Consider the following 25,598-nt stretch of genomic DNA (forward strand, 5'->3'; position numbering starts at 1 on the left):
CAAAAAATAGCATAACGCAATATATGGGCTTTTAAACTACTAAATAGACCTAATTACTAAAGCGGCAATTTATTTCACTCATCCATATAGGTCATTCACTCATTCTGCTTTTTTTTTCCTGTTTTTTCCATGGAGCTTTACGGCATCATTAATCAAAAAAAATAAATCATAATGAAAAAAAGCAATCTATTTGTTTTGCTGCTTCTTGTTTTGGGGAGTACCGCAATTGCTCAGCACAAAGGGAATTACAATCAAATTACACAAGATATTTCGAGACAAAATATTTTGTCTGCCGGAAATGCCACTATTTACAATCCAGTGGTACTGCAACAAATTAATAAAGTGCTACACGCCAGCAATGTTTTAAATATTGATGTAAAAGCACTTCAAAATGTAAATGCTACAACTTACACGGCAATTTTTAATCTATCTCAAATTGGGCCTTCTGCAGAAACTACAAATGCACTTATGAAACAACGCGTAGATAGCATAAAACTGAGATTGAATGCTATTGGAATTTCACCGAAAAATTTCGCCATAGATGTCATATCCTTTATACCTGTTTATGAAGTTGAAGTCACCAAAAAGCTATTCAGCAAGACCTATACTGAAGTTCCTAAGGGGTTTGAGTTGCAACAGAATATTCATATTCAATTTACCAAGACCAATCAATTTGAAGCCATTCTCGAGGCTTGTGCAAAAAGTGAAGTATATAACTTGGTTAAGGTGGATTATTTTATTGAAAACATTCAAGAGGTTTACAAAAATCTACAGGATCAGCTTCTAAAGCTCATTGAAGACAAAAAAGCATATTACAATAGTCTAGGTTTTGATCTATCTCAATATGATGTTGCTATCGCAGATGACAAATATTGCTATTTCCCAAAAGATTTTTATCAAAGCTACCAAGCCTATAATAGCGTTTCTTTTGAAGCTTTAGATAAAAATAAAGGCGTGACTTCAGCGAAGAAACAAACTTCCTATTATTATCAACCACTGACTTATGAGACTTTTGATGTCGTCGTAAATCCATCGATTTTAGAACCTGTGGTGCAAATAGGTATGCATATAAAACTGGTTTTTACACCAAAACCTAAAGAAAAGAAAACGGAACCTATCACTAAAACAAAAATAGACCATAAGTACTACGTCATTTCACCTAACGGAACTATTGACGTAAAAGAATTAAACACAAAAAATTAATAACTATGAAAACATTATTCAGAACACTCGTTATTACGGTTAGTATTGCAAGTTTTACGGCTTGTAACGCAAATACCAAGCAAGAAAAACAGAATTTTGCAGTTGCAGAAACAAAACTTGAAACCACTTTAAAAACTGAAAAACCAGAAATAAAAGTGGCACTTCTACTAGACACCAGTAACAGTATGGATGGGTTAATAGATCAAGCTAAAGCACAACTTTGGCAAATTGTCAACGAATTATCTTATGCAAAATGTAAAGAGGAAAGTCCAGATCTTAAAATAGCACTTTATGAATACGGCAACGACAACCTTAATGCAGATGAAGGCTACCTTAGGCAAGTCATTGCTTTTAGTGACGACCTGGACGAAATCTCAAAATCCTTATTCTCTTTAACCACAAATGGTGGTAATGAATATTGCGGAAAAGTCATTCAGACCGCATTAAACCAATTAGATTGGGGAAATAATGACAATGACTTAAAGTTTATTTTCATTGCCGGAAATGAGCCTTACACTCAGGGAAATGTCAGCTATAAAGATGCTTCTAAACTGGCACATAAAAATGATGTTACGGTTAATACAATCTACTGTGGTGATTATAATCAAGGAATTTCAAGCTATTGGGAAGATGGTGCAGACTTAACACATGGCGATTATATGGCTATAAACCATAATCAGTCTACAGTACATATAGCATCGCCTTATGATGATAAAATCTTAGAGCTCAATAAAAAACTAAATAAAACTTATGTGGCTTACGGAAAAGCAGGTCGATCTAAAATGGAACTACAGGCTGAACAAGATTCCAATGCCATGGATTATGACAAAGCAAATGCTGTAAGTAGGACTGTAAGTAAGAGTTCTAAATTTTACAAAAACAGTTCTTGGGATTTGGTAGATGCCGAAGCAGAAAATAGTTTTTCGTATGATGATTTGAAAGAAGAGCAACTTCCTGAAGAATTGAAAGGCAAGTCAAAAACTGAAATTAAATCTTACATTGATAAAAAACGAAAAGAACGAGAAGCGCTTCAAAAGTCAATTAACGATTTAAACCAAAAGCGAAGAGATTATATTGCCAAGCAATCCAAAAGCCCTGAAAATGGTTTGGAGAATGCTATGCTAAAGGCTATCAAATCCCAAGCGAATAAGAAAAACTATATATGGGATTAGGATAAAAAAAGAAAAGGCTCAATTTATAAATTGAGCCTTTTATATTATTAGTTTATTGCAGGGCAATTACATTCATATTTCTCTCGTCTACAGTTAAAGTTGTACCCTAAAGTAATTTGATGGAAACCTCCTGTATTAAAATTAATTGTATTAGCCTGGTATGAATATGTATATGCGAATACAAAATTATTATAATCAACTCCCACAAATGGAGTGAGGTATTGTAATTTTTGACTACTTACACCTGTTCCACTAGCAAATTCAGCACCATCCAAGCTTCGTCTGTATGATAAACCTCCCCATACTTTACCAAAATCCATCTCACGATAAACCTTAGCATTAATATCAATTGAAGATTCTTCCGTAGCGTCTCTATACATAAACATAATAGAAGGCTCATAGCTCCAATCACTTCCAAACTTGCTGAAAGTGTAACCCATAGAACCTAAATAAGTTCTTAAATTCTTAAATTCAAATTCACCATTTTGATTATAGTTAATGCCATCATTATCAAGAATATTTTTTGCAGTAAAATGTGCATAAAAGTCTAAGAAATGATAAGAGAACCCGAAATCAACGTTAAAATTAGTTGCACTTTGTTCAATACCTGCTACAGCTTGGTCAAACTCCCCTGGTGCTAAAAAATCTGTTTCATCCAATTTATATTGAATAAACCCAGCACTTAAACCAAATGACAACATGTTTAAGTCAATTTCGTTTCTTGAAAACATTAAAATGGTACGCAAATGTTGCATATCCACCAACTGTAGAATGATAACCGTTGGCGTCATTAAATATAATACCTCCCAATCCAACAGGTGAATCTCCAAGTCTACTATTTACACTCAGAGTTTGCAGGCTTGGTGCATCATCGACACCAAACCATTGCTGTCTAGCTGTTAATCTAACTTTAGCACAATTTGCTACACCAGCCATAGAAGGATGTATTAAATAATAATTATCCGTCAAATAATCCGAATAAATTGGCATTCCTTCTTGGGCAAAACTAAAATTTGCTACTAAAGCTGTAAATGCTACTAAACAAAACTTTTTTAATCTCATAATTTTTATTATCGTTTCAAGGTAAAATGGGCTCTGAACTCCTTTCTCTGTCCGTTGGTCGGTTCGTCGTACTCAATGGTGAACCAGTAGTCGCTGGTCGGCATCATGTTGCCGTTGAACGTCCCGTCCCATCCGGACCCACTCGGGCTCAACTGCTTCAGCAGTTTCCCATAGCGGTCAAATATATAAATTTTGGCACCATTTCCAATGCCCTCGATGTTCCATGTGTCGTTGTTGCCGTCTCCGTTCGGCGTAAAGTACTTCGGATAGTCCAGTACAAATACCGTTACCGTGGTCAATCCACAACCTATCCTGTCCCTTGCCGTTATCACATGGTCTCCCTGGGAGACGTTGTCAAAGATGCCGCTGTCCTGCCATGGGCCTCCGTCAAGGCTGTACTCATAGTCGCCGATTCCGGTTGCCACTGCCTCTATAACGTTATTATTCCCAAAAGCTTGTGTTACCACTTCGGCGGTCAGCATCGGTGGCTCGCTCTCTATTACCTCTGCGCTATCGGTATTGGTACAGCTCGTTGCCGTTGATGTGCTCGTATCGGTCACCGTTACGCTATAGGTCCCTCCCTGGGTCGGCGTCAGCGTCGATCCTGTCTCCCCTGGCAATACCGTGCCGTTGTAGCTCCACTCAAAGCTATAGTCCATGTCCGATAGGCCTGTGTCCAGTACTGGTATATCCAGTATCTCCGTACCATTGGTATTGATACATAGTACATAACTGTCATCTAGATCGAACTCTGGCAAAGGGTTCACCTGAAGGGTCAACGGTGCCACCGCAAAACAGATCGAGCCGTCCTGCTGGTTGTCGAACGTGCCGTCGTTGTTCAAATCCACCGGGTCTCCCACTCCGTCTCCGTCAACGTCCACGAACTCGAACAGTCCGTCCGCATTGTTGTCTATCCCGTCCGACAGTCCGTCACCGTCCACATCGATAAGGTCAAAGGTGCCGTCCGCGTCCGTGTCGTAAGTATCCACCGTACCGTCCGCATCCAGGTCCAGTCCCGTGGTCAGGGCCGTCAAATCCAAGGCGATGGGAACCACCGTTAAGGTATTGTTGTCCACCCTGGCATAGACCACCTGTGGGTTGGTAATGTTTTCGTAAAGGTTCGGCAACGGGTTCACGTTAAGGTTCGCGTCCGCTTCCGTCGCATAGTAGCTCACAATATAGTCAGCTGGATCCTGACCGTCGAGCACCTGTGCGTCCTGTGTCGATAGATCGAACTGTACGCTGTCGTTGCTCGGGTCACTGTCCGTTTCCATGTTGTCGTCGCACTCTTCATAAACGATATTGCCCATGTCAGGGTTGGCCTGGGCCGCCTCGTCCACCTGAAGGTTAAAGCTCTGCGTGCTTATCGAACAGCCCGTTGTCGTGTCCGTTATCGCCACGAATATCTGCTGTGGGTTGCTCGTATTGGTATATGGGCTCACAAGGGCGTTCATCCCTGCTTCCGCATCCGCCACGTTATCATGGTAGGTCACTGTATACTGTGTTGGGTTCTGACCATTTAACACTTCCGTATCCTTGGTCGTCAGGTCAAAGCTGTCAAATCCGTCCGTGTTGAGCTCGCACTGGATAAAGTCCGTTACCGCCACCACTTCCGGTAATGGGTTGACCCTTATGGTAAAGTCCACAACCGTGTAACAGCCCGTGGCGTCATTGGTCACCCTTACATAGATCTCCTGCTCTGGCGTTTCTATGTTGGTATATGCTGTTGGATCTACTATTGGGTTGCCCCCTGTATCGGCATCTTCTGCCGTCTCATGGTAGGTCGGTGTCACCCCTGCCTCTCCATTGAGTATCAATATTTCATTCGCTGTCAAATCGAACTCCTCTACTCCATCTCCCGTGTTGATGTCATCGCACAGCTCCAGATCCGGCAACTGGTCGCTCGGTGTCGGTGTTGGGTTGGGTAGTACTCTTATCGTCATCGTCGTATAGGCCACACATCCCGTATCGGTATCGGTCACCACTACGTAAAGGGTCTGCGGATTGGCCGGCAATCCGTTTACCGAGGTATTGGTGTACTGCGTCGGGTCTGGTATGGCATTCATCTCTGCCTGGGCATCTGCATTGGTCTCATAATAGGTTACCGACCAGCTCCCGTTGCCGTCCGTGATCTCTGCGTCCTTGACCGTAAGGTCAAATTCCGTCATCTCGTCCCCTGGCGATTCCCCAAGGTCATCGCATTCCTCCAATGGTGTCGGCTGTACCGGCTCTGGTGGCAGTTGCACCTGAAGCTCAAACTCGCCCGTGTCCTGGCAGCCCGTTGTCGGGTTGAAAAGGCGCACGTAGATCGTCTGTGGGTTCGCCGTATTGGTATAGTTGCCCACATTGATGATCGGGTTGTTGCCCACCTGTGCATCCGCGGCCGTAACGTGGTAGGTCAGGACAACATCGGCTGGGTTCTGCGCCCCAAGGATATCGGCATCCCTCTCCGTGAGGTCGAACTGTGCCGTCCCATCGTCGTCGTCGTCACATACCACCAATGGCGCTATGTCCGTCGGTACTTCCGGTGACGGTACCACGATCAGCTCTAGGGTATTCAGTGTAAGGCTATAGCAACCCGTTATCGTGTTCTCCGAACGTACATAGATCATCTGGCTGTTCGCCACTATGTTCGTGTACAGGCCCGTTATGGCATTATCCCCCTGGTTGGCCTCTTCCTCGGTCTCGTGGTAGGTGATCACCACGTCGGGCTCACCGTTGGTGATCTCTATGGTACGGATCTCCAGATCGAACTCCGCAAAGCCGTCATTGTCGTCGTCACAGACCTCTATCGGGTCCGGGTCCGGTTCTGGTGATGGTACGGGATCCACCCTAAGGGTCAGCGTTACGGTACTGTAGCAGCCCGTGATGTCGTTCTCTCCCCTTACGTAAACCGTCTGTGCGTTGCTCGTGTTTATGTAAGGGCTCGTTATCGGGCTTGTGCCTGCCTCGGCATCAACCAAGGTCTCGTAATAGCTCAGGGTAATGCCGTTTTGCCCATTGAGAATCCCTGCATTGGCGTCCTCTAGGGTGAACGGCTCCTGCTCGTCACCTGGGTTGTCCACGTCGCACAGCTCCAACGGCAATGGCGGCAACAGCTCGGGCAGCGGGTTGACGATCAGCTCTAGGGTCGTTACCTTATAGCAGCCCTCTACCGTATTGGTGTCCTCTACGCGCACCCAGATGAACTGGTTGTCCTCTAAGGTGTTGGTGTAGGCGTTCGGGTTGGCTATCGCATTGTTCGGTGCGTTGGCATCCGCCTCGGTCTCGTAGTACGTGACCGTGTACTGCATCGCGTCAAGGCCGTCCAGTATCTCAGCGTCCTTCGACGTGAGGTCGAACGTCGCATAGCCGTCGGCCGAGATATCGTCGCATTCCTCAAGTGGCGTTGGGTCCTCTATCTGTGGGCTCGGCTCGACGACCAAGAGCAGCTCCACTATCGTGGCACAGTCCGTCGCTATCGTTCCGCTCTCCACCCTCGCGTAGAGCGTCTGCATGTTCACCACGATGTTGTTGTAGTCAACTCCCGTGTCTATCGCGTCGGCGTCGTTCTGCGCATTGGCAAGCGTCTCGTGGTAGCTTACCGTAAGGCCCGGCGCTCCCCCTGTGATCCCGTCGTCCGCATCGGTGAGGACAAAGGTTCCGAAACCGTCGTTGTCGGGATCGCAATACCTCAACGGCTCCGGCGTGTTGGCTATCGGTGCCTGTTCCACAACAAGGTCCAAGGTCACAGTGTCGTAGCAGCCCGTCGCGTTGTCCTCGACACGTACGAAGACCGTCTGCGGGTTGCTGATATTGGTGTAGGGGATCGGCAGTGGGTCCGTTGCCGTGTCCGCATCCGCCTGGTCCAAGTGATAGCTCACCGTATAGCCTGGGTTGCCACCGCTGATCTCTGCGTTCTTGATGCCCAGGTCGATCTCTGTTAATCCGTCTGGCACACCGTCGTCGCAGACCTCAAGTGGCGTCGGTGCCACCAAGGTTGGGAGGGGATTTACTATTAAATCAAAAGTCGATTGTGAACTGCAATTTGTGTTAGTATTTGTCAATACCGCTACAATTTCCTGTGGATTACTTATATTGGCATAAAGCCCAATTATTTCGTTGCTATTTGTGTTGGCATCTGACTGGTTTGCAAAGTAGCTCACTGTTACATTTACTTGACCATTCAGAACTTCTGCATCTTTTGTGGTCAGGTCGAACAGCTCCTGTCCATCACCTGGGTTGTCGGCATCGCATAGTTCGTAAGAGCTTACGGCTGTTGTTATAGGTAATGGATTTACTATTAACTGTAACTCCGTAGTATCAAAACATCCTGCTGCGTTCTCAATTCGAGCATAGATCGTTTCGCTTCCCGCTATCATATTGGTATAAAGTGTTGGTAGCACCCCTGTACCTTGTATGGCGTCATTTTCAGTTGCATGATAGGTCACCGTGACACCAGTCTGAGGCCCTATCACTTCAGGGTCCTTTGTGCTCAAATCAAATTCTGCAAATCCATCGGAATTATCATCACAGACCTCATATGGCGTTGTCGTATTAGCTACTGGGTTATTTAATACTTCTAATTCTAAGGTTGTGACGTTGTAACAATCTTGATTATTGATTAAATCTAAACGAACATATATTATTTGACTATTAGCAGTTGCATTTGTATAAGGTATTGGTAAAGGAGAAGTATCTGTTTCAGCATCCATTTGAGTTAGATGATATGTTACATTTACATCGCTTGGGTTGTTAGCATCAATAACTTCAGTGTCTCTATCTGTTAGTATAAATGGAGCAAAGCCATCTCCGTCGTCATCACAAACCAGTAAAGGTGTAACCGAATTATTAATAGTTATTCCACTAACTGTTAATTCAAAAGAGGTTGTAGCAAAACATTCTTGGGAACTATCTGCGATACGAGCCCATATAATTTGCGGATTAGCTACATTTTCATAGATTGTCGGTAGAGCTCCGACATTATCAATTGCATCTTGTTCGCTAAGGTGATAAGTAATAATAAAGTCACTTGGGTTTTGTGTACCTAAAATATCGTCATCATTATCTGATAAATTAAATTCTGCTGTTCCATCGGTTTCGCAAATTGACAAATTTTGAGCTGGATTAACTTCAGGATTAGGTTTAAATTCAACAAAAATAGAATCTGAAGCTTGGCAAACACCAGTAAAAATGATATCGACAGAATAGGTTCCTGTTTCTGACACATCGATTGTTGGGCCTGTCTCACCTGCTATCTCAACTCCATCCAAATACCACGTATGTGTTGCTGTAGTAACGCTTGTATCTAATGTAATTGAACTACCGCCACACTCGGCAGTACCGGCTTCAATTGTAATATCTTCTCCTAAATCACCTCCTAAATCAAAACTTCCAGCTTTTAAAAATACACCAGTGTCATAAATATTATCCCTATCGTCTGCTACAACTAATTTAATAGTATAATTTTCACCAGGTGTTACAGCTGATTGCGCTGTAAAAACAGTTGTTCTACCATCAAAAGAAATCGGAGGGCCATTATTAGGTATATACTCTCCAAAAAATTGAGGGTTAGCCGCACCACACGTACCGTTATCTGGATGAATATTAGTAACTAAAATAGGAGTTGTAGTACCTGGCAGTACCGCCAAGTTTGTTGTAACGCCACTGGAATCAGTTAACAAAAATGCAAATGCATCAGAAAATTGACATTCGAATCCGCCCATATCATATTCTTCTGAAGCCATGATAAAATCAAAACTGATATTATCGGCCAAGGGAGTAAAATCGAACTGGATAAAAGTAGCATTATGAGAATCTACACCTGCTATTTGTGCATTTAAATCGGCATCTCCTGGCCAAGCATTGGATCCATCGCCTAAGAAGTTATTGTTTGGACCTCTAGCTCTACTTGCATTACCACTGGTTAGTAATATTCCATCTTCAAAAGGAAAATCAATCCCATTGCTGAAAAAATAGCCAATTCCATTTGGTTCTGCAGGGTTAAAATCAACACCTGTTGATGATATAATATTTGAGACCGTAGCACAAGGACTATTTACGAGCACATCTTCAATCAATTCTTCGGGAGTGAATGTATCCTGTTCTACGACAACATTTGGTCCTAACACAAAAACGGTAATAGTTTCTACACCTGTACATCCTTGAGGGTTATCATCAGTCACTGTTAATGTAACTGAATAAGTTCCTGCGGTTGCGAATGTATTGGAGACATCTGTACCAGATGCTGAATTACCATCACCAAAATCCCAATTATACGTAGCGTTGGTTCCATCATCAGAGAACGTTGCGCTTCCTGAAAAATCTACAGATTCTCCTGGTAAAATTCCAATAACACCCGAGCCATTAGGTGCTGGATTGGTACTGTCTATAGAAGCAATTATATCCTGGCAAGGTGTTGCACATAATATTTCTGCTTCCCAACCTAATGTATTTCCAGAACCATTAGTTGTAAATGTTATTGTTAAGCAACCCGATGTATTACTTGTTGTAGCCGAGACCGTTCCAGGTGAATTTACACCAGACCAAGTCCCTAATACCGCAGATGAAGTATCATCACCATCAAATATAGTTAATATATCTAAATTTTGTTGTGTGCTAAATTGTAGAAAATTGAGTATTAAGAACTCATTAGCATTTTGAGGACAAATGGTTGTTGTAAAATTTTCATTATTACCATAGTTACCAAATTCTCCACCAGAATCAAAAAATCTATCTGGCGCACAGCGGTTAAATGTTCCATTTTGCATTGAAAGATCTTGTGATAATCCAATAAATGAAACGATTAGGGCCGCAACAAAAAATATCTTTTTCATAGTTAGTTAGGCTTCATTTAACAGTATTGTTTACAGGTGTTAAAACCTATACTCAATTCCGTTTCTGTAAATGAGGACGAAATTTAATCAAATTATATGAATTGACTTAAGAATTCAGTTACAAAACATAATATATAAGATGAACGTTTCATCTTGATATTTCATATTTTTGCAAAAAAAAGATGTCAAAGACAAAAATCACCATAGTTCCAACTTCTAACGAAGCGATATTAAAGTTTGAAGCTGATCGGTTTTTAACCAATCACAATAGTTTTGAATTTAATAATATTGATGACGCCAAGCATTCCCCATTAGCGCAACAGTTGTTTTATTTACCTTTTGTAAAGAAAGTCTATATAGCTTCTAATTTTGTGGCTATTGAGCGATATAATATTGTTGAATGGAACGACGTACAAGATGAAGTTGCCAAACAAATTGAAGATTACATATCTAATGACGGAATTATCGTCACGGAAGAAGCAGTAAAACCCAAGGCCGCTGTAACGGTTTATGCCGAAAGTACACCTAATCCGAGTGTTTTAAAATTTGTTTGTAACAAAGTATTAGTTCCAGGTTTATATGAATTTACATCCATAGAAGAAGCAAAACCTTCTCCTTTGGCAACAGCATTATTTCAGTTCCCGTTTGTAAAAAACGTTTTTATGGAAAAAAACTTTATTTCCATTACAAAGTTTGATATTATCGAATGGGAAGAAATTACGCTTCAATTACGCGAGTTTATAAAATCTTATGTTGAGGACGGCAAAACCATTTTGAATGATGAGGCTCCTAAGCAACTTAATAAAACTGAAGAGGCTATTGAGCAGAAATTTGAAGCTTTGGACGATACTTCAAAAAATATTGTAAATATTCTAGAGGAATATGTTAAACCAGCTGTAGCTAGCGACGGTGGTAATATAGAGTTTAAGTCCTATGATGAAAACACTAAAAAGGTAGAAGTTTTGCTTCAAGGTGCCTGTAGTGGTTGTCCATCTTCCACCTTTACATTAAAAAATGGGATTGAAAGCATGCTAAGAGAAATGCTCAACGATGCTGCTATAACCGTTGATGCTATTAACAATTAGTTAACGACATTTCGTTTATGTTTTCTTATATTGATTTAAATAGAAAAATTAATTTAAAATCATAAAAAATGGCAGTATTAAAAGTATTGGAAATATTAGCAAACTCAGAAAAAAGTTGGGAGGATGCAACAAGAAAAGCGGTAAAAGAAGCTTCTAAAACAGTAAAGAACATACGATCTGTTTACATAAACGAACAGACGGCTGTTGTAAAAGGTGATGATGTCACTGAATTTAGAGTCAACGTAAAATTGACATTTGAAGTCAACTAAATCATTTATTAAACTATATAATAACTCGGTTTTATTACCGGGTTTTTTTATTTAACTAACTATTAATTAAACGTATATGGAAACACAAAAATGGATTGACGAAGGCTATAATATTATTATTGAATTCGCTCCTAAGCTATTAGCAGCTATACTTATTTGGATTATAGGTCTTTGGATAATAAGCTTATTATTAAAAGGAATTAGAAAGGCAATGAATAAAGCCAATTATGACGAAAGTTTAAAGAAGTTCTTGTCTAATTTACTTAACTGGACGTTTAAAATCGTATTAGTAGTTATAGTACTTGGTACCGTAGGTATTGAGACAGCCTCATTTGCTGCCGTAATTGCTGCAGCCGGTTTGGCCATAGGTTTAGCACTACAAGGTTCTTTAGGGAATTTTGCAGGAGGAGTTCTAATTATGATTTTCAAGCCCTTTAAAATTGGAGATTTTATAGAAGCTCAAGGTGAGTCTGGTACTGTAAAAGAAATTGAGATTTTTACAACCAAACTAACAACTCCTGATAATAAAGAGGTTATTCTACCCAACGGGAGTTTATCTAACGGTAATATCATTAATTACTCCACTGAAGATATGAGGCGTGTTGATATTACTTTTGGCGTCGGTTATGATTCTGGCATCAAACAAACCAAAGAAGTAATTATGAGTGTTATTGAACGACACCCATTAATTCTTAAAGAACCATCTCCAGCAATTCATGTTTCTGAGCTTGCGGATAGTTCCATCAATTTTTTCACTAGGGTTTGGGCTAAGACTCCAGATTATTGGGCTGTAAAATTTGATCTAATAGAACAAACAAAAGAAGCACTTGATGCTGCTGGTATTGATATACCTTATCCGCATACTGTAGAAATACAGAAGCAAGGTTAACTCTTCTTTTTTAGAGCTACAAAATCCTTTAAATAGTAGGGTTCAAAATAGGCGACATGTTCAGTGTCGCTTTTTTTATACTTTAATTCTGAGAGCATTGCCATTTCGTTTGATGATGGTAATTTACCTTCAATAAAAACAGCATTAGGATGGCTTATAAGGCTTTTGGTTTTTTCAACTCCGTTACCAATAAAATAAACCTTTCCTTCATTTAGCAATTCACTATAACTTTCTTCTGTGAGAATTTCGGCTTTAATTTCTCTTTGCAAATCGAGATTGGTATTATAAACCGCTGAATAAACTTCCATTCGTCGTGCATCTAACATTGGGATAATATATCCGTTGTCAATCTTTACCTGATGTGCTAAGACTTCTAGTGTATTTATAGCCAACAAAGGCTTATCTAAAGCGAAACACAAACCCTTGGCTGTAGATACGCCAATACGCAAACCAGTATAGGAACCAGGTCCCTTACTCACTGCAACGGCATCAATATCAGTAGGATTTAATTTGGCTATTTTAAAAACTTCATCTATAAAAACATGTAAAGTTTCGGCATGAGAATACCCAGCACTTTTGTCTTCCTTTAAAACTAAAGTCTCCCCATCATTAGATAAGGAGACTGAACAATTAGTAGTTGCTGTTTCTATGTTTAGCACTAAGGCCATTAGTAGATATCTGTTAAATTACTCTTCTTCTTTGTCCTCAGAAGTGCTTACTTGATTATTTTTTTCTTCAATTAAATCTCCTGGATTTAAAGTTTTAGAGACTACGTTATATGGACCCGTTATAATCTTATCGTCTTTACTCAAGCCAGAAACAATCTCAATATAGGTATCATCCTGTATGCCTGTCTCAACAACTTTAAGTTTCGCTTTACCTCCATCATTGACAAAGACACATTCAAATTTCTCTTCATCTACTTGTGTCTCGCTATTTCCCATTTCAGGTGATTTACCAAAAGGTTTCTTAGTAGCACTAGTATCGGTTTTTATAACGATGGCGCTAATTGGCACAGCTATAGCATCTTTACGTGTTTTAGTAATGATGTCAACTGTAGCTGTCATACCTGGTCTAAAAGGTGAATAGGTTTCTGGTTTTCCTTCAGTTAGGTCTTTATATGACTCTTCAAGAATTCTAACCTTAACTTTAAAGTTTGTGACTTGGTCTGCTGCTAAATTACCAGCCGCAGAGTTTGCAATTTCTGTAACAATACCTTTAAATTCCATTTTTAGATAAGCATCTACTTCAACAATCGTAGAGTCTCCGATACTCACTTTTACAATGTCATTCTCATTAACATCTACCTCAACTTCCATATTTTTCAGATTGGCTACACGTAAAATTTCGGTACCAGCCATCTGTTGTGTACCTACAACGCGTTCACCCAACTCAACATTGAGCATAGATATAGTACCGCTCATAGGAGCATATATCGTGGTTCTGGTTAAATTATCTTTGGCCTCATTTACGGTTGCTGCTGCACTTTGCACACTATAATAAGCCGAACTTTTATTAGCCTCGGCTGTTTCATAAGCTGCAATGGCTCTGTCCCAATCTGCTTTAGAAATCACTCCTTTTTCAAAAAGAGTTTTACTTCTATCGTAATCTGCCTTGGCTTGTTTTAGGTTTGCTTCTGCCTGCTCCAATCCTGCTCTTACATTTTGATAAGAAGCTTGAGACCTACTTACTGCTGATTGAATTAAATCTGGATTTACTCTAACTAATAAGTCACCTTTTTTCACTTCTTGACCTTCCTTGAATGGCAATTCTAAGATTTCACCAGATACTTCTGAAGATATTTTCACCTCAACTTCTGGTTGAATCTTACCTGTAGCTGAAACGGTTTCTACAATATCCATAGTAGTAACCTCTTTAACAGTGACTTCTTTAAAGTTTCCCTTTTTTCCGAACCATCCCATTTTAGATCCTGTAACTAGCAAGATAAGTACAAGAATGACGATTCCGATGATAATTTTTACTGTTTTACTCATAATTAAAATTTTAATTCAGTTGCAGGAATTCCAAAATATAATTCGATAACCTTCAATTTAAATATGTAATCGTATTTTGCTCTGTTTAATTCAATTTTTGCATTATCGTACCTTAGTTTAGATTGACTAAAGTCAAATGCGTTAGTTAGCCCAACATCATAGCGTTCTTTGGCGTAATTGTATGCTAATTCTTGAGACTCTAAAGCTAATTGTGCTGCTTCATAAGATTTTAAAGCTCCTTTGGCATCCACATACGCTTGATATACAGTTGACTCTAAGTCCAGCTCTGCCTGTTCTAATTGAAATTTAGAACGTTCTAAACCTACTCTACTTCTCTGTACACTAGCTTTAGTATTAAACCCATTTAGAACAGGAATATTAAGTTGAAGCCCATAACCAATACCATCGTTCTGATATAATTGATCTACAAACGGATCAGCGGCTACCTCGACCGGAAATGTATTTGGAAACGTTCCGATAACGGCTTGCCCTGTATCTTCGACTGTACCTATTTGTTGTGTCACTGTAGGGTTATCTGGATCTATCTGCTGAATGAATCCTGGTGTATTTGCATAACGTGTATTATATCCAAAAAACGCACCTAAAGTTGGCAAATTAGCACCTTTAGCGATTTTTAAGTCTATCTCAGCTAAATCTACATTTTGCTCTGCTATTTTAATTTCAGATCTATTTTCTTTTGCAGCCGCAATAATTTCTTCGACATCTCTACTTGCAACTCCATCATCAACAATATTATAGCCCTCATCCTCAATATCAAAGTTTTCGTAATCCTTAATTAAAAGTAATTGTGCAAGACTTATCAATGATATCTGTACGTTATTCTCTGCATTGATTATTTGTTGTTGCTCACTAGCGTTGGTCGCTTGTATTTCTAACAAATCACCTCTCGGTAATGAACCCGCATCAACCAACTCTTGAGTTCTTTGAATCTGCTCTTGAGTCACTTCATTTTGCGATCTCAGCACCTCTAAATTGGCTTTATTTAAAATAACAGTTAAATATCCATTAGCAACAAAAAGTGAAATGTCATCTTTCATCTTATCTAAACGATACTGACTTGCCAATTTAGACATATCTGCACGTTGTAGTTGTCTAATATTTCTAAGACCGTCAAATAAAGTATAACCTATATTAATATTCCCTGAAGCAGATAGGAATGTTGTTGTCTGTGCATTATTGGTAATAGGGTTGAAACTTAAACCCGTATTCTCAGAAACACCAGCTCCTAAGTTAAGGCTTGGAATAAAATTACCCTTAGCAGTGAGCTTTTCTATTTCTGCTAATTCTATATCCAGTTCGCTTTGCTTTACTGAGATATTATTTTCTAAAGCATATTGAACGCACTCCTTTAGTGTCCATTTTTTATTTTGCGCTTGAGCAAAAAACCCTAAAAGAAGTACTATTATTATGGTTGATTTTTTCATGATGTCTATTTGTCTATATAAATGCTAAAGTGTTACACTATAGGATTAAAATCTGTAATAACTAGTAAATTTAATTATCACAGGCCTTTGTACTCTTAAATTTATGAGACAACAGTAAGACTATAAAGCTCATAAAATGTTACACACTTTCTTCTGTATTTTTAGGCTTTAGCGATTTATTATACGTCCTATACGCTATGTAGCCTAATACACCGACCAAAATATAGGGCACTGCCATAAGAAACATAATCCCGTCATTAATGCCTTCTGCCGCTGATTGATCTTCACCACTTTCTAAAACAGCTCTACACATAGCACATTGTGCTGACCCTTTTAGGAAAAAGAGACAAGAAAAAAGAAAAAAGATGGCTTTGCGTTTCATGCTTATGCGTAAAAAGGTGAAATCATAATGTAAACCACAACACCTGTTACGGCTACATACAGCCAAAGCGGAAAAGTGATTCTGGCAATCTTTTTGTGACGCTCTATATTATTGGTAATGGCTCTTACGTATGTAATTAGCACAAAAGGAATAACAGCTACAGATAATATTATATGGCTAATTAAAATGAATAAATAAACCCCTCTGTAAGCTCCTTCATACGATGTAGAATCACTTGTCATGTGATACAAAACATACATTACCAAGAATAGCACAGATAAAATTATGGCAAATTTCATTAAGCGTTCATGAAGTTTTATTTTTCCATTTTTTATCATAATAAATGCAACTATCAATACTAAAGCTGTTAATGCATTAATCATTGCATAGATAGGCGGTAAAAATAAAGGAAGTTCCATATCTATTTTTACACCAAATAATAATGCTACAACTAATGGAATTACTATTGAAAGTATTACGATCCATTTATTGTATTTTTTTTCTTTTTCTATGTTGGAATTTAAATTCATATATTTTTATCTAAGACCTTTCGACTGTGCTCAAGGTGACACATTTATTCTTTTAACAGTTTAGCAATATCTTCTTTTAAGATGGTGATTTCTTGTGGAATTCCATCCTCATCCGTTACGTCAGCTTCAGGAATTAACCCATTATAAAAAATTAAAGGGTTATCAAAACTATCTCTTCTAGAACGTATAAAACCTTCTTTATCTATTAATGCAAAGTTTCCTGAATGCTCAAATCCGCCCTCAACAGTTTCATCCTTGGCCGTGTAGAGGTTAAACCCTTCGTTGGCCAATTTATAAATAGCGTCTTCATCTCCTGTCAATAAATGCCAGTTAGGGTTGGTAATACCATAATGGTCGGCATAGGCTTTTAAAACTTCTGGTGTATCAATCTCTGGTGTGATTGTAAATGAGGCCACACCAAAGTTTTTAAAATCTTTAAAATGGTTTTGAACCTCAACCAAATTACGATTCATTATAGGACAAATCGTTGGGCAAGTGGTAAAGAAAAATTCAACCACATAAACTTTACCTAAATAATCTTCATTGGTAATGGTTTGTCCTTCTTGATTGGTAAAACTAAATGCTGGGACTTTTTTTGGTTGACCATTAATCTCAAGGTATGCTAAATCGCTTTTGGTACTTTTTGAACCCACTTCAGTGGAAACATCTTTACTTCGGATTCCATCTCTAGTAATATCGTCGTTGGTTATTCTATCCACAATCTTTGGAATGAAAATAATTCCAAAGATTAGAATGACAAATGCAATACCTACATAAGAATAATTTGTTTTCTTACTCATCACTTTGTTTTATCTCATTTTCGCGCCTCTTGTTAGATTCATCAAAATCCCCTTTGCGCTTGTCTCTGTATTCTTTAAACAAAACACGCATATCTTCTGCTGCCATTTTATTTTTTAACTCTGCAACTTGTATACAATCGTAGTCATAGAGTCCATAAATTGGTTCTTCGTTCTCTATCTGTTTATCTGTTCTATCGTCTAAACGTCCTCTTTGTTTTAAGTCTTTATCTACTATAAATACTGAATTGCAAGCCAAGTTGTTGTCCAATTTTACATCAGATTTTAAACTATTGAAAACTCTTTCAATTTCAGAGTCATCAGCATATACCATGTGCCAAAACCTTAAGTCTTCGTAAGATTTAATTTCCGTGAGTAATTCCTCAGCTTCTTGTTTAGCTTCATGAGGTAACATTACAACGACCTGAAAGGTTTTAAAACCTTTGTTTCTGTCATATACCAGCTCCTTTAAATTTAAAGCTGCAATAGAGTTATTCATTGGTTTTTCACCCAAAAAGGATAATACCGTAATATGGTCTTTTAATTGAATACTATCTCTGTTTGCTGGTAATTCGGAAATATTTTCTTTTACAACATCTAAAGGATTATAGTTTTCTTTAGAGAGCAACATTATGATAATGAACGCTACAGGTAAAAAGAACAAAATGCTCAGAATAATATAGCGTTTTCTTTTACTTATTTCCATACTGCAAAAATAAAAAAGGTGGTTTAGAAAAACCACCTTTTAATATGTTATTTAACACTTTAACAAGCTAAGTGTTATCGTAAATATTTTGAGTTTAAAAATCTCTTTTAATTATAGCTTTATCATTATTATATACATCAAATACATAACCACCTTCTTGCAATAAGATAAAGATTAAATAACAGATTAAGAAAACTGCTGTCCAAACCACCATACGTCTTAACGCTTTGGTTTCATCTCTCATGTGCATAAAGTCCCAAGTAATATAATATGCCTTTACTATTGTTAAGAGAATGAAGATTAGATTTAAGGGCTTCATATAAACGAATGGTGACAATATGATATTTGCCAAGGTCGCAAAAAAGCCACCTTCAATAGGGTTAATCCATACGCTCATTAAGACGTCTGGTTTGTAAATACCAAGTACAACCTCTATAGCAGTCACAAAAGTTAAGAAAATCAAAACTCCCCAAATTTTTTGTGTGTTAGACTTAAATTTCCAAAGTCCTCTAAATATTTCTAATTTATGTTCGTGTGCCATAACTGAATCTTAAATGCTTTTTTAAACTAAGTAGAAGAATGTAAATACAAATACCCAAACTAAATCGACAAAGTGCCAGTACAATCCAACTTTTTCAACCATTTCATAACTTCCTCTTCGCTCGTAGGTACCAAGAATAACATTAAAGAAAATAATAATGTTAATCACTACACCAGAAAATACGTGGAATCCGTGAAAACCAGTAATAAAGAAGAAGAAATCAGCAAACAATGCTGTTCCGTATTCATTAACATGCAAATTAGCACCTTTAACAACCAATTTTCCGTTATCTCTTATTTGTTTTAGGGATTCTTCTCTAGAAAGTACTGTTTTTTCGCCCTCATCATTAATAATCTGGGTTCTTACTAAAATATTGTCATTAGCAGCTAAACCTGTGTAAATCTCATTGACTGTGTAAGGAGGTAAGTTCGCTTCTTCTCTAAACCATAAACCATTACTACGCTCATGCTCAACACGAACATCTGGAATTGACACAGCAAATTCATCTATTGAAATACGCTTAAACTTCTCTTCACCATCAACATTAACATACTCGCCAAACTGTAAAATGTTTCCACCTTTAGTTTGTACAGCTCCATAATCTCCTTGTATAAATGTTGCCCATTCCCAAGCCTGAGACCCTACGAATATCGCACCACCTATAATGGTTAAGAACATGTATAAGGTAACTTTGGCTTTGTTCATATGATGCCCTGCATCTACAGCTAATACCATAGTTACAGAAGACATAATAAGAATAAATGTCATGAATGCTACATAGATCATTGGTAATTCCTGTCCATGTAAAAATGGAACGTGGGTAAATACCTCGTCTGCAATTGGCCATTCTTTTATAAACTTAAATCTAGAAAAGCCATAAGCTGCTAAGAAACCAGAAAATGTCAGTGCATCAGAAACAATGAAAAACCACATCATCAACTTACCATAACTTGCCTTAAGCGGTTGATTTCCGCCTCCCCAAGTTTTTCCTTCTGTGCCAGTACTTGCTACTGTAGAATCCATAGAAATTATTTAAATTTTAAGATTGGACAAAAATAATCAATTTATTCATCTTTAGAAATACCAATGTGTAAATTTTGAAGCTAAGTCTAGAGCTACTCTAATTAACCATTTACAGTATTAAAAAATATATTATAATTATTTAAAAAAGTAAAGGAACAAAAACAGGCAAATCCACAGTATATCAACAAAATGCCAAAAGTTACCTGCCAATTCTAAACCTAACATATTGTTGGCACTATACTTCTGTTTAAAATGATTATAAATTACAACTAAAAGACATATAAGCCCTACTACAACGTGAGCAATATGAGCCGCTGCAATAAAATAAATATATGTCACCGTAATATTACTAGATGGCCCTGTAAAATAGTGACCATCTTCAATTATCTGATTAAAGCCTTCAAATTGATTGAAAATAAAAACCAAACCAAGAACAAATGTTGTCATTAACCAAACGCTGGTCATTTGTCTATTGCCTCGCTTTAAGGCGTTCTTGGCCAATATAAACGTGAAGCTACTAAGTACAATAACCGCTATACTGATAAGAAATGCACTTGGCAAATCAAAGTTAGTCAGCCAATCTTTATCTAAACGTTGCTTTTTACTCACCAAAAATGCACTTGCCCATGCAGCAAATGACATTATAAGCGACCCTATACCAAACCAGAGCATCATCTTTTTAGATCTTACTCTTTTTTCTTCTGGTGTTCCTTCTGTTAAATCCATTATTTATCTCAAAAATTTATCCGCTACATATATAATCTGAAGCATGGTAATATAAAATACACTCGATAGCATTAGCTGCTTAGCCGCCTTTGCCGTTCTCTGCTGAAACAATCGCATTGCAAATATCAACATTAGCATTCCTAACATAAAGACCAGTATTGCACCTACTATTGATAGTTTTAAATCACCTGTGAACCCTAATACCGGAATAATAGACACCACAACCGTCCATATACAATAAACTATTATCTGTACAGCGGTCCCTTTATCCGGTTTACCTGTTGGCAGCATAAAAAAGCCTCCTTTTTCGTAGTCTTCATATAAAAACCATCCTATGGCCCAAAAATGTGGAAACTGCCAAAAAAACTGAATCGCGAACAGCGTTCCCGCTTCAATACCAAAACCATTTCGCGCTGCAACCCAGCCTAACATAAATGGAATCGCTCCTGGGAGAGCTCCAACAAATACTGCCAAAGGTGTTTTGGTTTTTAAAGGCGTATAGACACTAGTATATAAAAATATGGATATCGCTCCCCACATTGCTGTTTTAGGGTTGATGATATACAAGGTGATAATACCTAAGACAGTAAACGAAGTCGCTATAATGAATGCTGTATTTACAGACATTCTACCGGCAGGTATAGGCCTATTTTTTGTTCGGTCCATCAACGCATCTAAGTCGCGCTCAATAATTTGATTGTAAGCATTAGATGCACCAACCATAAAATAGCCACCTAAAGCTAATAGAATAAGGGTTGTATAATTTATAGTTTCAGCACCAAGAAGATAACCTGCAAGCGCAGAAAACACCACACTTATGGACAAGCCCATTTTAGTGATTTCCTTAAAATCAGTAACCACAGAAGCTTTTGATAATGAAGATTTTGTATTAGCCAAATCGTTAGCGTTTTGTCCTATTCTTAGCGAGTGCAAAGATACTCTGAAATTTAATTTTAACCAACGTAAGACCTAGTTTTAATTTTGGTTTATAAAGTAGCCCAATAATGCTTATTTTTATAAGACTAAAGCACATAAAATTCATATTATGAAATCTTCACAATACATATTGATTATTCTATTTCTTTTTTCAACCTCAATATATGCTCAAGGTCGTTTTGATAAAGTAGAAATAAAGACAACTCAACTTTCTGAACATACCTATATGCTCGAAGGGGCTGGAGGCAACATCGGTGTTTCGGTTGGTGAAGATGGTGTTTTTATTATTGATGATCAGTTTGCTCCTTTGTCTGAAAAGATTTTGACTGCTATAAAAGCTTTAACTGACAAGCCTTTAAAATATTTGGTAAATACGCATCATCATGGCGACCATACAGGCGGAAACGAAAACATGGCTGAAGCTGGAGCCACAATAATTGCGCACGACAATGTAAAAAAGCGTTTGCAGGATAAACAACGTGATGGAAGTTATAGACCTGAGGAAGCTTTACCTGTTATTACCTTTAATGACAAACTCAGTATAACTATTAATGATGAAAGTATAGCTGTATTTCACGTAGCAAATGCGCATACAGATGGTGATGCCATTTTATATTTTACCGAAAGTAATGTACTTCATACGGGAGACACTTATTTTAATTGCCGATATCCTTATATCGATTTAGATTCTGGAGGAAGTGTAAACGGTTATATTGAAGCTACAAAACGCGGATTAATGGTCATTGATGAAGACACCAAAATTATTCCTGGTCATGGTAAAGTATCCAATAAAGAAGAATACAAGGATTTTTTGACCATGCTTGAAACTATAAGGGACAAAGTTCAAAAGGCAATTGACAATGGCAAAACCGAGGATGAAGTTAAAACAGACTCAAGCATTACTAAAACTTATGACGATTTAGGTTATGGGACTGGTTACATTAATAGTGAGAAAATGCGATTGACTTTTTATAAAAGCCTGAAAGAAGACAAGTACTAAAAATCATTATACCAATTAAACAAGTCTGTTCTTACACCAATGCTAAACCAAAGTGTATTTGAATCCATTGTTGTTGCTGTAATAGCTCCAGGATTAAAATCCCTGAAAATAATATTGGCAAATAGTTTTAAGTTGGTTTCAGGATTTACCAAATAACCCATTTGCTGTTCCCACATAAAGCTATTGGTTTTATTTCCCTGTCCAATGGTTATACCTGTATCACCAACACGATCATTTTCGTTGGTGTAAATATCTCCTCCATAAGCAAAACTGTCTTCTTCTGTATTAAAGTCAAAGCCTCGTTGTCCTATGATTATTTTGGCATCTGCAAACCAGCGTTTGTAATTATATCTTCCTATTAACACCAACTCCCTGAAGTTAGCTCCCCAAAGATGTGCCATAGGCTGGTTAAAATGTCCGTAATTCAAAATTTCGGTATTATGAGAATAGGTATAAGGACGTACTTGGTTGTACTCAGCTTGCAGTAATAAGTTATCCACCTTAAATGCGTTAAAGTATTTTGCTCCTAATTGAAATCCGAATTTGTTCTTCCAACTTTTATTACCACCTGTAACATCACTCAATGAGAATTCATCTATAATGAACTGACCATATAGATTTACTTTGTTATTCCATTTATATTTTCCGCTTAATCCCAAAATGGCATTACCAGCTCCTTGACCAGTCTGAAACTCAATGGCTCTAAAAAATATAATTGGATTTAAATAGTTGACATCAAATCCTCTACCATTGTCGTCAGCCCACATTACAGATTCAAACAATCCGATGTTTAAACGCTTAGATACGTTCCAACTCAAATAATGGTTTGCCATATACTTGGTTAAAAACGCTTTATCCTCAACCACTTCTGGGCGTACATCTTTTAACCACATCCAAGTACTCGTATATTTAATTTTCCAAAAACTGGCATTCAATTTTAAAAACGGATATGGGCTGGCAACATCACTTTGAAGTAAAGAGCGATAACCATCACCAATAAAATTTTTCCCATGTCCGAATTGGATATTTAAAAAGTCGGCTGGTGTATAAGATAAATAGGCTTCTGCAACAGGATAATCGTATGAGTTTTCCTTAAAACGTTTGGCAATTCCACGACCAGGAATTATTGCAGGATCTGGCCCAAATGCTTTCAAACTTTCAGCATAGCGGTTAAAATAATCCGCAAAACGTCCTTGACTTTCATAAACCGATGCAGATAAATTAAATCGTTTTCCTAAACCTGCCTGTATAAAAACACCTCTCGTATTATTCCAAGTGCCATCATCAGCTTCAGAGTCAGCACCAACTTGTAAATCTAAAATAGGGTCTACCGTAAACCAATAGTCTTTACCTTGTACCTTTACCAAGTGTTCATTGTACAACTTTCTACCCAACCAAGAATCAGTTTCTTTTGCTAGACTTTCTTTTTCTGCTTTAATGTCATAATATCGTGCCACATCACTATACACAAATGGTTTTGCCGCTGTGTGGCTATTAGTGCCAATGGCGTTCATTTCATCATCAAAGCGCGCATAATATGAATGTGTAAAGGGTATATTTAACTGACTGCTATACTCTAATTTTTCATAAGGTTTAAGTTCAGCATTAATAGCATCAAACTCATTGGATAATGTAGCATTGAGGCTAGCTTCATCAGATTTTTGCTCATCATTTGATTCTATGGTTTCCTTAACAGGCTCTGTCAATGGAATAGAAATACTTAAACTGTATTGCACAAAGGTGGGCTTACCATTGTAAGTGGCGGGTTTAATTTTTGGCAATACACCAAACACACGTTTGGTTTCATCTTTTAATTCATCATAAATGGCATCTACATATACCACTTTAAACTCACCTTTCTTATCAACTTCGAACAACACCTGCACATCACCTTTATACTCTTCGTCAGTGACAATTTGAGGCACTTGAAAGTTTTTAAATATGAAATTATTTAAGGTGTAATTAAAACAAGGCTTTAATTGCTCTACGGCTAACGAGTCACATTCACTAAAAACAGGTGGTTTTTCGTATGCAGAAAGGGTTTGGGTATTACCTATCAATGAAATGAATAAAAAAGTTACAAGCCAAATACGCTTCATGGAAAAGACAGAATTTACTGGTCGAAAGATACTCAATTTTTTTAGTAACCCTAAAACAAAAACCGTTACCAAAAATGATAACGGTTTTAATTATTTTAAAGTGTACTTCTTTAATTTTTTATATCAAAGACAATTGGTAACGTATAAATAACACCTACTGGCTGATCTCTTTGATAACCTGGTTTCATGTGTGGTATTTTATCAATAACACGTTTTGCTTCTTTTTCTAATTCAGGATGAGGTCCTTTTATTTTTACATCAGTAACATGTCCGTTTTTATCTACGGTGAACTGAGTGTGAATTCTTTGAAATCCTGTTATGCCATATTCTTCAGCAATACCAGTATTGAATTTTTTACCTACCAATTTGTTTATCTTATCAGACATACATTGCCTCTTGTCTTCATTGGTCTTCTTTTTTTCGCAACCTGGGTAGACTGGCACTTTTTCAATTTTTGAAAAAGGGACAAATATCTCTTCCTCTATGGGTTCATCATCTGGTAAACTACCCAGATCAACAGGTTTAGTTGTTGTATCTGGCGCGTCTGGAGTGAAGATCTTAGCTTCGATCTCTGGAGTGTTATTCTCAACTTCCTTAAACTTCTCAGTCAAGACCTTACTGCGTTCAACTTTAGGCTCTGGTTTCTCTACTTTTACTTTTTCCACCCGATAGTTCGGTGCTACATCAATTGTAGCAACTTCGTCAATTGTTACAGTATCAGGAATAATTTTCTTTTCCTGAAACTGCATTTCAAAAAGCGAATATGTGCCCAATAGACAAAGAATCAACCCTATTTGAAAATATAGGGTTGAGTTTTTTTGTAAATTTGCATCATGCTTTTGTGACTTCTTTACTCCTTTAGTGTTCTGACCAACACCATTGAAGGTTTTTTTAGAATTTTTCATAATACGTATTATTTAAAAT

20 protein-coding genes and 1 pseudogene are annotated in these 25,598 nt (G+C 37.8%); 6 read left to right on the forward strand and 15 right to left on the reverse strand.

The features are described 5' to 3' along the window. Positions 1-171 precede the first annotated feature (171 nt). A complete protein-coding gene (locus SIB89_RS07375) occupies positions 172-1,203 on the forward strand; it encodes an SIMPL domain-containing protein (RefSeq protein WP_155090214.1) in 1,032 nt (343 codons plus the stop codon). Positions 1,204-1,208: 5 nt separating this feature from the next. Continuing rightward, positions 1,209-2,375, forward strand: a complete 1,167-nt coding sequence (locus tag SIB89_RS07380) for a vWA domain-containing protein (RefSeq protein ID WP_412561735.1) — start codon at positions 1,209-1,211, stop codon at positions 2,373-2,375. Positions 2,376-2,422: 47 nt separating this feature from the next. Here the strand turns inward: SIB89_RS07380 and SIB89_RS07385 are convergent. Both SIB89_RS07385 and SIB89_RS07390 read right to left on the reverse strand, forming a co-directional pair. Next, positions 2,423-3,437 (reverse strand): annotated as a pseudogene (locus tag SIB89_RS07385) (type IX secretion system membrane protein PorP/SprF). 8 nt (positions 3,438-3,445) lie between these two features. Continuing rightward, on the reverse strand, positions 3,446-10,252 hold the full coding sequence (locus SIB89_RS07390; RefSeq protein ID WP_412561736.1) for a choice-of-anchor L domain-containing protein: 6,807 nt from the start codon (positions 10,250-10,252) through the stop codon (positions 3,446-3,448). Positions 10,253-10,434: 182 nt separating this feature from the next. On the opposite strand from SIB89_RS07390, the gene SIB89_RS07395 reads away from it, so the two are divergent. The 3 genes from SIB89_RS07395 to SIB89_RS07405 all read left to right on the forward strand — a co-directional run bounded on the left by SIB89_RS07395 (position 10,435) and on the right by SIB89_RS07405 (position 12,495). After that, positions 10,435-11,337: a NifU family protein gene (locus SIB89_RS07395; protein ID WP_412561737.1), complete on the forward strand. Its 903-nt coding sequence runs from the start codon at positions 10,435-10,437 to the stop codon at positions 11,335-11,337. 68 nt (positions 11,338-11,405) lie between these two features. Next, positions 11,406-11,606, forward strand: coding sequence for a dodecin family protein (locus SIB89_RS07400; RefSeq protein ID WP_273289549.1), 201 nt, complete (start codon positions 11,406-11,408; stop codon positions 11,604-11,606). Positions 11,607-11,682: 76 nt separating this feature from the next. Then, positions 11,683-12,495 carry a mechanosensitive ion channel family protein gene (locus tag SIB89_RS07405; protein ID WP_155088654.1) on the forward strand — a complete coding sequence of 271 codons (813 nt, stop codon included), beginning with the start codon at positions 11,683-11,685 and terminating at the stop codon, positions 12,493-12,495. On the opposite strand, the gene tsaB is transcribed toward SIB89_RS07405, so the two are convergent. The 11 genes from tsaB to cyoE form a co-directional block, all read right to left on the reverse strand. Next, complete coding sequence (tsaB, locus tag SIB89_RS07410) at positions 12,492-13,163, reverse strand: tRNA (adenosine(37)-N6)-threonylcarbamoyltransferase complex dimerization subunit type 1 TsaB (RefSeq protein ID WP_412561738.1); 672 nt, start codon at positions 13,161-13,163, stop codon at positions 12,492-12,494. The two genes, SIB89_RS07405 and tsaB, sit on opposite strands and share 4 nt — an antisense overlap. Positions 13,164-13,181: 18 nt before the next feature. Then, positions 13,182-14,489 (reverse strand): efflux RND transporter periplasmic adaptor subunit, encoded by a 1,308-nt coding sequence (locus tag SIB89_RS07415; protein WP_412561739.1) that lies wholly within the window; start codon positions 14,487-14,489, stop codon positions 13,182-13,184. 2 nt (positions 14,490-14,491) lie between these two features. Next, the gene (locus tag SIB89_RS07420) at positions 14,492-15,934 is read right to left on the reverse strand and encodes a TolC family protein (RefSeq protein ID WP_412561740.1); all 1,443 of its coding nucleotides are present in this window, start codon (positions 15,932-15,934) and stop codon (positions 14,492-14,494) included. 139 nt (positions 15,935-16,073) lie between these two features. After that, positions 16,074-16,316 (reverse strand): hypothetical protein, encoded by a 243-nt coding sequence (locus SIB89_RS07425; RefSeq protein ID WP_155088661.1) that lies wholly within the window; start codon positions 16,314-16,316, stop codon positions 16,074-16,076. A gap of 2 nt (positions 16,317-16,318) precedes the next feature. Next, positions 16,319-16,846 (reverse strand): DUF420 domain-containing protein, encoded by a 528-nt coding sequence (locus tag SIB89_RS07430; RefSeq protein ID WP_412561741.1) that lies wholly within the window; start codon positions 16,844-16,846, stop codon positions 16,319-16,321. A gap of 44 nt (positions 16,847-16,890) precedes the next feature. Next, positions 16,891-17,646, reverse strand: a complete 756-nt coding sequence (locus SIB89_RS07435) for an SCO family protein (protein WP_412561742.1) — start codon at positions 17,644-17,646, stop codon at positions 16,891-16,893. After that, positions 17,639-18,349 carry a hypothetical protein gene (locus SIB89_RS07440; protein ID WP_412561743.1) on the reverse strand — a complete coding sequence of 237 codons (711 nt, stop codon included), beginning with the start codon at positions 18,347-18,349 and terminating at the stop codon, positions 17,639-17,641. The genes SIB89_RS07435 and SIB89_RS07440 overlap by 8 nt, the downstream gene beginning before the upstream one ends. A 94-nt stretch (positions 18,350-18,443) precedes the next feature. Then, positions 18,444-18,890: a cytochrome C oxidase subunit IV family protein gene (locus tag SIB89_RS07445; RefSeq protein WP_155088669.1), complete on the reverse strand. Its 447-nt coding sequence runs from the start codon at positions 18,888-18,890 to the stop codon at positions 18,444-18,446. Positions 18,891-18,911: 21 nt separating this feature from the next. Continuing rightward, positions 18,912-19,913 (reverse strand): cytochrome c oxidase subunit 3, encoded by a 1,002-nt coding sequence (locus tag SIB89_RS07450; protein WP_273289557.1) that lies wholly within the window; start codon positions 19,911-19,913, stop codon positions 18,912-18,914. Positions 19,914-20,048: 135 nt separating this feature from the next. Then, positions 20,049-20,639 carry a heme-copper oxidase subunit III gene (locus tag SIB89_RS07455; RefSeq protein ID WP_412561744.1) on the reverse strand — a complete coding sequence of 197 codons (591 nt, stop codon included), beginning with the start codon at positions 20,637-20,639 and terminating at the stop codon, positions 20,049-20,051. 3 nt (positions 20,640-20,642) lie between these two features. After that, complete coding sequence (cyoE, locus tag SIB89_RS07460) at positions 20,643-21,536, reverse strand: heme o synthase (RefSeq protein ID WP_412561745.1); 894 nt, start codon at positions 21,534-21,536, stop codon at positions 20,643-20,645. 148 nt (positions 21,537-21,684) lie between these two features. On the opposite strand from cyoE, the gene SIB89_RS07465 reads away from it, so the two are divergent. Then, a complete protein-coding gene (locus tag SIB89_RS07465) occupies positions 21,685-22,575 on the forward strand; it encodes an MBL fold metallo-hydrolase (RefSeq protein WP_412561746.1) in 891 nt (296 codons plus the stop codon). Here the strand turns inward: SIB89_RS07465 and SIB89_RS07470 are convergent. Both SIB89_RS07470 and SIB89_RS07475 read right to left on the reverse strand, forming a co-directional pair. Next, positions 22,572-24,674: a gliding motility protein RemB gene (locus SIB89_RS07470; protein ID WP_412561747.1), complete on the reverse strand. Its 2,103-nt coding sequence runs from the start codon at positions 24,672-24,674 to the stop codon at positions 22,572-22,574. The genes SIB89_RS07465 and SIB89_RS07470 overlap by 4 nt on opposite strands. A 110-nt stretch (positions 24,675-24,784) precedes the next feature. Then, entirely contained in the window at positions 24,785-25,579 is a 795-nt protein-coding gene (locus tag SIB89_RS07475; RefSeq protein ID WP_412561748.1) for an energy transducer TonB, read from the reverse strand. Positions 25,580-25,598 lie beyond the last annotated feature (19 nt).

The sequence above is a fragment of the Winogradskyella sp. MIT101101 genome (assembly GCF_047126865.1).
In the GTDB taxonomy this organism is placed as follows: domain Bacteria; phylum Bacteroidota; class Bacteroidia; order Flavobacteriales; family Flavobacteriaceae; genus Winogradskyella; species Winogradskyella ouciana.